The following is an 11,419-nucleotide window of genomic DNA, read 5'->3' on the forward strand; positions in this document are numbered from 1 at the left end:
GGGGGCGGCCCGCACGCGACGCACGGCCGCTCGCCCGGCAGCCGTACGGACGGGGCGGAGCGCGGAAGGACGCCAGCCACGCGGCTCGTACGGCGCGGGCCAAACGAAGCGCGCCGCCGGCCCGTCGGCCCGAGGAGCCGAAGAACGGAAGCCGCCGCGGGTGACCAGGAGCAGCCGGCACACGAACGCGGGCGGCGTACGGACGGACGGCGCGGCACCGTGGCACCGGCGGAGACGATGACCAGGGCGCAGCGGGAGGCGGTCGTACGAGCCAGCAGCGGGCAGGGAGTTGGCCGGCTGAACCCTAAGGCGGCGGTGACCGAAGGGGGCGGGGTCGTTGGACAGCGAGTGAGCGTGCAGGCCCTTCTCGACACCGACGAGCTTCGGTCCCCCACAGCGCACCCTTACCCCGTGCTGCGCAAGCGCTCATCCCAGCAGCAGCTATCGCCCACCCACGAACCATCGTGAAAGTGAGCAGTGCGCGCCACTGCTGGACGGCAGCAGAACTTACACGTCACCCATTCCAGGAGACCCTTCATCATCTCCTCCGTGGGGTAGTCGTCAAACGATTCTCATCGGTGAGACATTCGCCGGTATCCGCCACCTCTACGTCGAAGCTCAACCCAGAGGAATCCCGCCAGGTTGATCGCACTACGCGCAGAGCGAGACCGCCGATCTCATGCTTGCCGACTTCCTTCTCAGACGTGACCTTGTCACCCATTGGCTCTCTCTTCCTCTTTCACACGTGCCCCATAGACGACCAGATGCGCCCTCGCAAGACCCACGCCTCCCGACCGATCCTGGCCGCGAATTCCAAAACAGATCCACGCCCTGCGCCTGCGTGCATACCGCTGTACTTCCCAATCCCACGTCGCGGTGATGGGGCCGCCGCCAAAGCACTGCTGGCGACAAGAGGACCCTCGCGACTACTAGTATTTAATTTACTTCTGACGGGGTCTTTTGTCAATTGTTCACATTCACGCAGCGGTTCCTCGCCGGCGCGGGAACGGACGGCTGGTCCGGGCAGGCAGATGGAGGCCGGTGCTCCGCTCGCCCTGCGCGCTCTCCTTCGAGTGATGCTCCCACTGGCTGTCTGCACCGGCCGGACAACGCGGTCGGGAGCCCGAACTAATGCCCCAAGGCGCCCGCAGGACGGACGACGGCGCGGGCGGGACGAGTCGAAGCTGGGCAGCGGGCGAGCGGCGGCCGGACTCGTGCGCGTCGGCTCCATGCGTGGGTGTGTTTGCTGACGCATGCAACCTGCCTGAGTTGGTGCTTATACTTGACGATAAACACCTACACATGTAAATTACTGCTTACTGCTGCACCTTGTCAACGCCTCGGAGGCGCCGTTGAATACCCTTCCCCTGAGCGAGTCCGAAGCCGGAGCCATCGCCCTGACCATGGCCGAACTGGGCTTGACCCACAATGTGGCCCCACCGGAGACGCCGCAGCCCGTCCCCGGGCGCGAACACGAGTGCATCCAGGCCGGACTTGGTATGCCGACGGTCCGTCTGGACGACGAGCTGCGGGCCTACACCGAGAGCTATCAGGCATACCTCGCCTGGCGGCCCCAGCAGCCCCGCGGGATCTGCGTCCACAAGCTCGCCGCTCCGGGCTGGATCGTCGCGGCCAACGAGGTCACCGCAGCCCTGGCCGTCCTCACCCACACCAGCAGTCAGGACGTACGCGCTGCTCTTCGAAACCGCTTCGGCCCTGCCGGGGTGGCCGTCGAGGTCTGGGAGGACTGGATCAAGTTGCTGCGCGGCAGCGCCGATTCGGGGTACCCCATCTTCCTCAGCGCACCCGACCACGAAGACCGGTGGGCCATCGCCGAACTCCACCTCGAACAGGCCAGCCTGACCCTCTGACACTCTGCAGACCACGAACGCTGACCAGTAGCCAGCGGCGTGGCTCGCGAACGCGACCCGGACGCGGCCATGCCTCCGTATGAATCGGGAGCAGCCTGCCCGCCGGCTCGACAACGACCGGCAGCACCCCGGCCCGGGGACGGCGGGGGAGGTGCCACGCCCGCGATGTCGGCGGGGCTTCGTACAGTGGGACGGCCCGCTCCAGACAGCCCGGCGTCTGCGAGGCGGGCACCCACCAGCCCGCCAGGGAGATGCACCGTGGCAAAGCAACCCCGTCCTGCCCGGCTGCGCCGTGCCACCGACCTGGCACGCGCCCAGCAGGCCGTCGCCAACCTGACCATGACGACACCTGACTGGGACCAGACCCAACAGGCCCTCCGCCGCCGGTTCTCCGTTCACGGCATGCTCGTACGAGCAGCCCTGCGCACCGTCATATCCGGCGCCGAGCTCCACGAAGCCCTCCACACCAAGCCGGTGGCACATGACGGGATCTGGATCCCCCCCGAAGAACGCGAGGCTTACCTCCTTCACTTCAGTCGCGCCGCGACCCGCCTCGTGCACCGGCTGAAGATCGCTGCTCTCGCGCGGCACCCGCGCGGGCCACACGGCGAACGCCGCACACGACGCCACCTGTACCGGCAGGCACATCGCATCACAGCCGCCCTGGTCTCCGGGACGAGCGTGTACTACAAGGCCCCTGAACTCGACAAGGAAGCAGCGCGGGAAAGCCTGCGCATCCCCCTCGGGCTGGTCCACCATCTCGTCAGCGGCACCCCACTACCGGCCGAGTGCTCCACCAGCCAGGACTGGTAACCCGGAAGCGCAAGCGGACCCGGCGAACGCCGTCACACGTCAGCCCACCCGGCGGACGGCAGCTACCGAGACTCGACGACGCAGGAGTCGAAGGGCGCAGGCCCTGCCGTGGCGGGACACAGGAGCCGCCAGCACGGGCGGCCGCACGTACGGCCCGGACGCCAAGCCGAACAGCGAACCCCACCCGGTGCGCCTAGACACGAAGAACACAGCGGGAAACAGCAGCCGGACCGGAACGGCAGGACGGGCCTCCTTACCCGCCGCGAGCCCGAACGGCACAGAGCCGAGCAAGCGCGACCCCACGTCAACGGCTCGGCACTGCCGCATGGACCCGCACCCGGGCGCTCGGGCCAGGGCGACGGCGGCGGCACCGGCCCCGCAGTGACTCCCGGCCCGATGCCGCTGCACTGCTGACAACTCCCCACGCCGGCTTCGCGTGACGGGCATCGGACGACCCCGGCACGCAGGGGCGTCCGCCGTTCCCGGTCCGCGAGTGCGCGTCCCCCACGGGGTGAACGCCGTTGAACACCGGCGCGGAGCAGCACGCCAGGAGGAGGTGCTCGTCGAGGTCGCCGCCCTCGAGGGTCCGCTCCGCACGTGGCCGCGGCCGCAACGTACGTACCGGGCTCTCCACCGACGAGATCGGCACGTGTAGTAGGGCCCGCGCTCGTCGGTTGCTCTCGCTCAGCCAGTCCCCTCTGGCTCGCTCTACTGCGTCAGGGCTGACTGATCCGCTGCCCTTCCGGGCCGACAACGATGTGCAGGTCCCTCCAGCTTTCCGGGTCAACCTCTACCGGCCAGCCCAGGTCGTCGTAGGACCGCTTCTCGCGCTGTCCGCGTACCTGCATGAACTCCACCCGCTCCAGGACGCGCCCGCGTGCAGCACCGCGCCCGTCACCTTCAAGGTGCACCAGCAAGTCACAGCCGAAAGGGCTGTCGAGGGGTGCCACCAGCACCCCGCCAGGGCATAGTTGCTCCAGCCATGCTGGCGGGATCCGACGGACGGAGGCGGTCGCGACGATGCGGTCGTACGGAGAATCGGCGGCATAGCCGTCTTCACCGTCTCCAGTGACGACGAGAGGCGGTAGGCCAAGGGTGGTGAGCCGTTCCCGAGCCCGAGTGGCCAGATCGGCGTCGATCTCGACGGTGGCCACTGCCCCTTCGGCGCCGACGCGGGAGGCGAGGAGAGCTGTGGTGTAGCCGGTGCCGGTTCCGATCTCCAGCACTCGGTCCCCTGGTTGAGGTGCCAGGTGGTGCAGGAGTTCGATGATGACGCCCGCGGAAGAGATGCTGGAGGTGAATGCTCCCTTTGCTCGGCCCTCTGGGGGGACCGCTCCATCGTCAAGTTGCGTGATCAGTGGCACGCCTGGCATGTAGATCGCCTTGAGCCACGCTCGCGGACGTTCTTCTCGGGAGAGCAGAGAGTGCAGGCCGTCCTCGCCCGGTTCCGGCCACCACACCCGGTCCGGCACGAAGTGCTCCCGCGGCACTTGAAGAAACGCCTCACGCAGCCAGCCGCTGTCCCCGAAGCCGCGAGGGTTCTGGCTCATCTCCTCGGCACAGCGCGTCCGCAGTCGCTCCGCCGTCACCGCCACGCCGTCAGTCTTCTTCGCTGTCGTCCGGCTCCTGCGGCATGGGATTGCCGGCGTCGCCCGGACTGGAATAGGGGCCGCCGACTTGGCCATCGCCGGACTGCCGGTCACCGTCGCCCCCGTACTGGATGACTCCCATGCAGCGCATACCGCCTCCACCCTGACGTCTCGTCCCTTCAGGGTAGGCCCGCGCCCTTCCGGCGCGCGGCTGTTCGCGCAGACGACCGCCACCGCAGGCGCTCTCAACTCGGCCTCGGATCCCCAGGCGTTAGGCAAGCGTCAAGACTCTAGCAATTGACTTTCACCCCCTTTCGAGGTAATTTAGTGCACGTGAACGGGTGCGGCGCGCCACCAGCACGCCGACGGACCTCTCGAACGGGAGCACCAGTGACCGACCTCCGCGCAATCGAGCTCGCCGCTCTCAACTCGGCGACCAAGTACCCCTCCATCGCCACCTACCACGAGCTCGACCCGAAGAACGGCAATCTCCTCGACCATGCAACCGTCTTCACCGGCAACGTCTACCTGACGGAAAAGGTCGACGGCACGAACGCACGCATCATCAGCTTCCCCGGCGGCGACTACGTCCTGGGAAGCCGCGAGGAACTGCTGTACGCACGCGGCGACCTCATCGGAAACCCCGCGCTCGGCATCGTCGACGCCCTGCGCCCCCTCGCCGACCGCATCACCCCGCCTGACGCCGGAATCCGCGTGCACTACTTGGAGGTCTACGGCGGCAAGATCACGGGCGCCAGCCGTGAATACACCGGCAGCCGCACCGTCGGCTACCGCCTCTTCGACGCCGCCACCATCCCGCTGGACACTCTGGACCAGCCGCGCGCAGCGATCTCCTCGTGGCGGGAAGAGAGCGGACAGCGCTTCCACACCGAGGACGAACTCGCCCTGACGGCCAAGAAGGAGAACATCGAGCTGACGCCCAGGCTGGCCACCATCGCCGCCAGCAACCTGCCGACCGGCATTGAAGAGACGCAGGACTTCCTCACCCGCCACCTGGCCACCACCCACGTCGCCCTGGACGACGGCGCCGGTGGCCGCCCCGAAGGCATCGTCCTGCGCACCACCACCCGCACCGTGATCGCCAAGGCCCGCTTCCAGGACTATCAGCGCACCCTCAAGCGCCGCGCCAAGCACTGACCACCCCCAGCCCAGCCGCCACGCCAGAGGCCGGGCCCGACAACAAGCCCCCACCACCCCACAAGAACGCGCTGCTGCGAGGACGCGTAACTACCCGTCCCCCGTCAACCCCCACCAGAAGAGGAACGCCTCGACGTTCGCCCCCGGTCCCCGCACACGCGACGGGCAGACCGTGATAGCCGGCCCGGTGCCGCTGCACCGCAGACAACTCCCCGCGCCGACGCCCGGGAGTCGACGGGCATCGGACGACCCGGCACGATGGGACGTCCCTTGATTCCCGGTCCGCGGGTGCGTGTCCCGTACGGGGTGTGCACCGTTGAACAGCTCACGGCCGGAACTACCCCGGCCCCCGGGACACGCCTCGCCCCCTCCCCCAGGGGCGAGGCGCCGGCAGCCCGTCGGAACGCAGACGTCTCCCGTTGACGGGCCGGAAGGGCCCCGCCGACCGACCGGCCGTCTCGAAGGAGCTGCTGCGCACGGGGCCCGGTCACGGTGGGTGGTGTGCGCCGATACGGTGTGCGGGGTGGATTTCCTCCACGACGTCCGCGGTGGTGCGGCACGGCACGAACCCAGGAGGCGGCACATGCCAGGGCGGACGATCCGGATCGAGAGCCGTCACCGGGGATGCCACGACTACTTCCTCCCGGTGCGAATCCTCCCCCGCCCGATCGCGCGGGACGGCCGCGTCACGATCCTCAAGGACGGCTGGCACGAATGGCTGTCCCCGGACGACAACCGGGCTGCCCACGACGCAGTGCAGGCCATCCGGGAGCTCGGAGTCTCCGTCATCGACATCGGGCATCTCGACGCGAGCACCTCCCGCATCGCCACCGTCACCCCGCCCCGGGCCGGCGACATGCACGATGCCGTCGTCACCGTCCTGCGGGCGGCCTTCGACCTGCACGACTGCCCCGTGGAACGAAGGCGCGCGCCCGACGAAGCGCGCTGCCCGACGTAAACGGGCGAGCCGAACGCGTGAGGGCGCCGGCACCGGCTGCAGCGCCCGTACGACAGCGCCGAGGGTCCGACTCCGCGCCGAGGGATGTCCCCCACGTCCCCGGTCTCACCGCGGCGGCGGCCGCGGCTCCACGAGACACCTGGCAGCAGCGCGACGTACCGCAGCGACGCCGAACCCCGGCCGGTGTGCCGAGGCACGAAACGCACAGCGGGAAGCAGGCGCCAGGACCCGAGGACCGAGCCTCTCACCTAGGGCCCCCTGATCCGGCTGGAGTCGCGACCGCGATGGTCACCGGTGGGCGGACCGGCCTGGACCGTGGCGAGCAGCAGGGCGCCCCTCGTGCGAGCACCCCGAGAATCCGTGACACTTGACCATTTACACCACTCGACGTAAATTAGTGCAAGGTACAGCGTGACCCCGGAACGTGATCCCGAACCCCACCAGAGGATCAAGGCAGATGGCACTCAACCCTCGACCCGGACACCGCCACATACCCTGCCCGCTCTGCACCACTGGCACCATCCGGATGGCGCCGGACAGCGCGGCCCTCCGGTGCTCGAACCTGAAGTGGACGCACGACGGCTTCAGCGGCGGCCACTGCACCTTCACCACCCGCGACTACAGCTCGGTCCCCCTGGAGCCCGGAGAGCGTCTGGTGATCCGCGACTTCTCACCGTTCGCCTTTGCTCCGCCGGTGGAGTAGACGGCAACCGCCCGGCCGGGCACTGTGCGCCGAGCCGGACAGAACCGAGCAAGCGCGACCCCGCATCACGGCGCAGGGCCAGGGCGGAGGCGCCGGGCCGCGGCAGCTCCCGACTCCCGACCCGGCGCCCCTTGACGGCCTCAGGCAACCCCGGCGCGGAAGGTCGTTCGCCACTCCGGTTCACGGGTGCGTGTCGCCACGGGGTGAACGCCGTTGAACAGCTCACAGCCGGAGCTCCCCCGGCCCCGGACACGCCTCGCCCCCTCCCCAGGGCGAGGCGCCACGGCGGGCTTCTCGCCCCTGATCGGCCGGTCAGCCCTCCGGCGGCCGGCCGGGCAGACCCAGCGCTCGCCTCAGTTCCTCGGGGGTGAAGCCGATGTCCTGGTCGCAGGGCCCCGGGTGGCCGTCGATGAGCAGGCACGTCTCGTCCACGACAAGCTTCGGACAGTCCAGGGCGATCCGGATCTCGCGGGAACCGTCCTCGCCCCACAGCAGCCAGTGCAGCACGAGGCCCTCCCCGCTGCCGGTGTCCTGCATCTGTACGCAGGCCGAGTGCCGCACCTCAGGGCCGTGTGAGGCGAAGTCGCAGCCGAGCGGTTCGGTGCCGGCATCGAAACCGGCGCCCGGAAGTGCATTGAGGAGGCGCGCCTGAGCGGCCGTCAGCGCTGCCTGGGCAGGGCACTTACCGCCCCTTCCGCCCGGGTTCGAGCCCTGACGCACCCGTGCGCGGACCTGCCCGGTCTTCCCTGTCAACAAGATCATTCGCAGGTGCATCGTCGAGTCCTCCGACTCCAGTTGAAAAGCGCCGTCACTCTCTAGGCGCGGCAGAGCGCTGAAGCGACAAAAAATCTTGGAACCGGCAACGTGATCTACGTCACTAACGCCGTCGGTGGAGGCTGCGAAGGGGCCATGGCCAGGGCAGATTCCGACGCGCGGGCAGTGCGCGCCTGCCCGGCGCACCGCGCCGGCCGTCGATGTCGCGCTCGACGAGCGGGGCCGGGCTGTCGTGGGCGGCGGCTACCGTGACGGGGTGGACATCCCGAATGCCCCCTGCGTGCAGGGCCCGGTGGGTGAGGCCGAGGAACTGACCTGGGAGGCGGCCACCGCCCGCATCCAGGACGCGAACCTCGCAGCCTTGCGCCAGCAGGACCCGGACGCCGACGCCCTCTTCCGGCCGGCCCGGCCTTCACCGAGGCCCTGCTCGACAACGGCGCCAGGCTCCTCCTTGGCCGCCTGTTCACCGGCACCAACGACGACTAACCAGACGGACGGCACCTCCGCGCCAGCAGACCAGACCCTGTGCGTAGCAACCCCACACCGCCACGGAGCCCGGACAGGCGCACGGACGACGCTCGCGACGGTGCCCGCCGCCCGGACCCAACCCGGGACACTGGCCGGACGCCGGCGGAGGAGCGCTTGCCGACTCCTACCGTCTCGCAGGGCGCGATGAGGACTCCCTTCACCGCTCGTGTAGACACTCTGCATGCCCGAGCACCATCGTCCGGACCTCGCCGAACAGCTGCGGCACCGAGCGCAGAAGGACCAAGCGGCACGGGAAGCGGACCCTGAAGCTGAAATGGCCCCCGACGCCGAGGACGGGGCGTGGCTCGAGCGGATCGTGGCGGAACACGGCTGGCCAGGAATCGGGATGGTCGGCGTGCGGGGAGCCGAGGATGCCTGGCTGCTCGCTCAACACGCTGCTCCCGACTTCCAGCGCCGGACCAGGCGCCGCCGTCCGCCTCCTCATGCGACCGCGCGTAGGGGCCGTACAGACCGAACCGAGCTCCACCCGGATGGAGCGCACGAGGCGGACCGCACGGGCCCGGCGCCCCACCGGCCCAACGGCGAGACCGGGCAGCACGGCCGGCCGCGTTGTGCATCCGCGGTGCGAGCCCGGTGCGCAGCACCCCACGCCGTCACGGAACCCGGACGGGCGGGAGTACGGACGGCGGCGGGCGCCAAGCGGCCGCGGGCGGAACGCGAGACGACGCACGAGCGCGAACTCGAACGCGAACGGCAGCGTACGGTCGACGAGCACGGCGGTCACCGTGCCGTCCGGAACGGGACCGGCCCCGAGCAGCGCAGCACGGCGGCGGCCACGCGGCCGAACGACAAGCGTCGTCGGCGGCGGCGCAGCCGTACGACAGACGGAACGCGGGCGGCGTATGGACGGACACCGCGGCACCGGCGGAGACGATGACCAGGGCGCAGCGGGAGGCGGTCGTACGGGCCGGCTGAACCCTTCATGGAGGTGGTGACCGAAGGGGGGCGGGGTCGTTGGGCAGCGAGTGAGTGTGCAGGCCCTTCTCGATACCGCGTTCGCCTCTTGTTGGTTCCAGCTGTGCGGGTGGCGCTCTGGGCGAACGAGGGCATGCCGAGGTTGACGACCGTGGAGCGTCGATGTCGCTCGGCTTCCAGTTGGGCGAGCTTCTCTTCAGCGCCGGCGAGGCTGACTTGCAGTCCCTCGACTTCACCGAGCCAGCCCTCGCGTTCGGCCTCGGCGATCCGGTGAGGTTGTCGCGGATCTCCAGTAGTCGGGGCTGCTGGGCGGCTTCGGGCCGCAGCATCGAACAGCGGACGCAGGCGTGCTCGTGAATGCAGTCACTGCCGAAGGCGCGACCGAGAGCTTGCGCTTCTCGAAGTGAGCGAGGAAATGAGTCCCACTCTTCGCTGGTGGGGGTGCGGTATTCCTCGCTGGGCCGCAGGGCTCGGCGGCGGGCCATGCACGCGCGGTGGGCCTCGACTACCTTGGCGGGATAGACCGTAGTGGTGGGCTCGGGTATTGGAACTCGTGGAATGCCTCCGTTGTCGGACGCGGTCGTCTGTCTGTGACCCGATCCGCAAAGTAGCGGTTAACGCTTCGTGGCCGCGTGCCCCTCAAGCTGGCAGGGCAGCCAGGTTTGGACCGGGGTTGGGACAGTGGAACCTCTGAACTTGCTCAACTCCCAGCGCCAGGGCCGCACGGCCGCGGACGCTGACTTCCGTAACAATCGGACGGACGGTCAGGAGCAACGGTGCAATCTTCGATGACTATTGCGTCGGGCACGGTCATAGCGGCCTGCATCGCGTTCGCGAGTGCCGTCGCCGTGGCCAGGGCCGGACAGCGGGCCCAGGCACGGGAGAAGCGCACCGAGTGGCTGCACGACCGTCGCAAGGATGCCTACCTGGATTTTATGAAGGCCGCACGCGCCTTCGCGCCCCTCACGCAGGAGGCGTTCCGCAACCAGCACCGCGGCGGCGGCGCCTTGATTGACTCCCAGCACGTTGTAAGCACGAGGACGGGAGAACACATACCGTTCGAGTCGGTCGTCTTGATGGCCGGCGGCCGCCTGGACGCAGCATGGCTGGAACGGTGCCCGGAGCTTCTCCACGATCTGGCGGTCGCCTTCGATGCGGTTGACCTTGAGGGGCCAGAGGTAGTTCGGGAGGCGGCATTCAGTGTGGTGGAGTCGGCGCACCAGCTCACCGAGGGATATGACGGGTTCGAGCTGCTGGCTCGGGACATGAAGATGGAAGCGAAGGCCGAAGGCAAGGATTCCACAAGCTCGGTCAATGAGCTGATGTGGTCCGAGGTCTATCGCTACTCGGTCCGGTGCAACGACTTCAGGCGGGAGGTGAAAGCCGCGCTGAAGCTGTAGCAGCTGGTCGTTTGTGGCTGGGGTCGGCGGTAAGGAGACTGAGCCCTTGTCAGGTGCTGTTCCCGGCGGGTGATCTCGGCTGCGTAGGCGGCCCAGTCTCCGGCGGCGGCTCGCTGCCACTTGACGGCGACGGTGATGTCGATACCGAGGATGCGGGCGAGGACCGCAGCGGGCTTCCCTGTCAAGTTCTTGTGTTCAGCCTCCCGGCCTGTCTGGAGAGCTCTGCCGCTCGCCCGGACCGGGCCGAGTGCTGTCGGTTCGTGTTCGGTGCCGTGCTGCGGCGGTTCGCGCGGCAGGCCGCGCGACTGCTTGTCGGGCGGGTGTTTCGCTGCTGCGCCCCGCGCGCTGCTGCGTCGCGCAAGCTGTTCGCCGCCCGGCTGGTGCCGGGTGCCCAGCTCATACGTCGCGGCTGCGCCCCGTTCACCGTGCTCGTCGTACGAACTGCGTGGCCCGCGCCCGTGCCGTCCGGCTCGACGTGATGCCGCACCTGGTCCCCGCCGCCCGCCCATCTGCGCGCCGTTCGCTGCCGCCGCCGCTGCGCCCGTCGACGTCCCACCGGGTGCGGTGCGTGCGTCGTCTCCGTACGGCCGGTAGGGCCGGGGGAGGCCCGGGCGTACGACGGCCGTGGTGGTCAACTCCGCTGATGCGCCCGCTCCCGCGTCTACTGTTGCCGTGCACTCCTGCACTCG

General features: G+C 69.3%; 10 protein-coding genes. 7 read left to right on the top strand and 3 right to left on the bottom strand.

Annotated elements, in window-relative coordinates:
- Window positions 1-1,352 precede the first annotated feature (1,352 nt).
- Window positions 1,353-1,871, top strand: a complete 519-nt coding sequence (locus AN218_RS12405) for a hypothetical protein (protein WP_141747547.1) — start codon at window positions 1,353-1,355, stop codon at window positions 1,869-1,871.
- A 258-nt stretch (window positions 1,872-2,129) separates the two neighbouring features.
- Window positions 2,130-2,684 carry a hypothetical protein gene (locus AN218_RS12410; RefSeq protein ID WP_070016905.1) on the top strand — a complete coding sequence of 185 codons (555 nt, stop codon included), beginning with the start codon at window positions 2,130-2,132 and terminating at the stop codon, window positions 2,682-2,684.
- A gap of 716 nt (window positions 2,685-3,400) precedes the next feature.
- On the opposite strand, the gene AN218_RS12415 is transcribed toward AN218_RS12410, so the two are convergent.
- Together AN218_RS12415 and AN218_RS36650 are read right to left on the bottom strand one after the other, a co-directional pair.
- On the bottom strand, window positions 3,401-4,279 hold the full coding sequence (locus AN218_RS12415) for a methyltransferase domain-containing protein (protein WP_070016906.1): 879 nt from the start codon (window positions 4,277-4,279) through the stop codon (window positions 3,401-3,403).
- Between the two features lie 4 nt (window positions 4,280-4,283).
- On the bottom strand, window positions 4,284-4,424 hold the full coding sequence (locus AN218_RS36650; protein ID WP_171908663.1) for a hypothetical protein: 141 nt from the start codon (window positions 4,422-4,424) through the stop codon (window positions 4,284-4,286).
- A 239-nt stretch (window positions 4,425-4,663) separates the two neighbouring features.
- On the opposite strand from AN218_RS36650, the gene AN218_RS12420 reads away from it, so the two are divergent.
- The 3 genes from AN218_RS12420 to AN218_RS36655 all read left to right on the top strand — a co-directional run bounded on the left by AN218_RS12420 (window position 4,664) and on the right by AN218_RS36655 (window position 7,092).
- Window positions 4,664-5,431, top strand: coding sequence for an RNA ligase family protein (locus AN218_RS12420; protein ID WP_070016907.1), 768 nt, complete (start codon window positions 4,664-4,666; stop codon window positions 5,429-5,431).
- 583 nt (window positions 5,432-6,014) lie between these two features.
- Window positions 6,015-6,389 (top strand): hypothetical protein, encoded by a 375-nt coding sequence (locus tag AN218_RS12425; protein WP_070016908.1) that lies wholly within the window; start codon window positions 6,015-6,017, stop codon window positions 6,387-6,389.
- 526 nt (window positions 6,390-6,915) lie between these two features.
- A complete protein-coding gene (locus AN218_RS36655) occupies window positions 6,916-7,092 on the top strand; it encodes a hypothetical protein (RefSeq protein WP_171908664.1) in 177 nt (58 codons plus the stop codon).
- Window positions 7,093-7,404: 312 nt separating this feature from the next.
- Here AN218_RS36655 and AN218_RS12430 read toward each other — a convergent pair whose 3' ends face one another.
- Window positions 7,405-7,854 carry a hypothetical protein gene (locus AN218_RS12430; protein ID WP_141747548.1) on the bottom strand — a complete coding sequence of 150 codons (450 nt, stop codon included), beginning with the start codon at window positions 7,852-7,854 and terminating at the stop codon, window positions 7,405-7,407.
- A 1,638-nt stretch (window positions 7,855-9,492) separates the two neighbouring features.
- Here AN218_RS12430 and AN218_RS36660 point away from each other — a divergent pair.
- Complete coding sequence (locus AN218_RS36660; RefSeq protein ID WP_070016911.1) at window positions 9,493-9,687, top strand: hypothetical protein; 195 nt, start codon at window positions 9,493-9,495, stop codon at window positions 9,685-9,687.
- Between the two features lie 419 nt (window positions 9,688-10,106).
- On the top strand, window positions 10,107-10,730 hold the full coding sequence (locus tag AN218_RS12445; protein WP_141747549.1) for a hypothetical protein: 624 nt from the start codon (window positions 10,107-10,109) through the stop codon (window positions 10,728-10,730).
- Window positions 10,731-11,419: the final 689 nt, after the last annotated feature.

It is taken from the genome of Streptomyces nanshensis, assembly GCF_001751255.1.
Taxonomy (GTDB): domain Bacteria; phylum Actinomycetota; class Actinomycetes; order Streptomycetales; family Streptomycetaceae; genus Streptomyces; species Streptomyces nanshensis_A.

What these genes read in the sequence shown, in the direction of transcription:
- AN218_RS36650 (WP_171908663.1), bottom strand. Translation starts at nt 4,424, where the DNA reads ATGCGCTGCATGGGAGTCATCCAGTACGGGGGCGACGGTGACCGGCAG.
- AN218_RS12425 (WP_070016908.1), top strand. Translation starts at nt 6,015, where the DNA reads ATGCCAGGGCGGACGATCCGGATCGAGAGCCGTCACCGGGGATGCCAC.
- AN218_RS36655 (WP_171908664.1), top strand. Translation starts at nt 6,916, where the DNA reads ATGGCGCCGGACAGCGCGGCCCTCCGGTGCTCGAACCTGAAGTGGACG.
- AN218_RS12430 (WP_141747548.1), bottom strand. Translation starts at nt 7,854, where the DNA reads ATGATCTTGTTGACAGGGAAGACCGGGCAGGTCCGCGCACGGGTGCGT.
- AN218_RS36660 (WP_070016911.1), top strand. Translation starts at nt 9,493, where the DNA reads ATGTCGCTCGGCTTCCAGTTGGGCGAGCTTCTCTTCAGCGCCGGCGAG.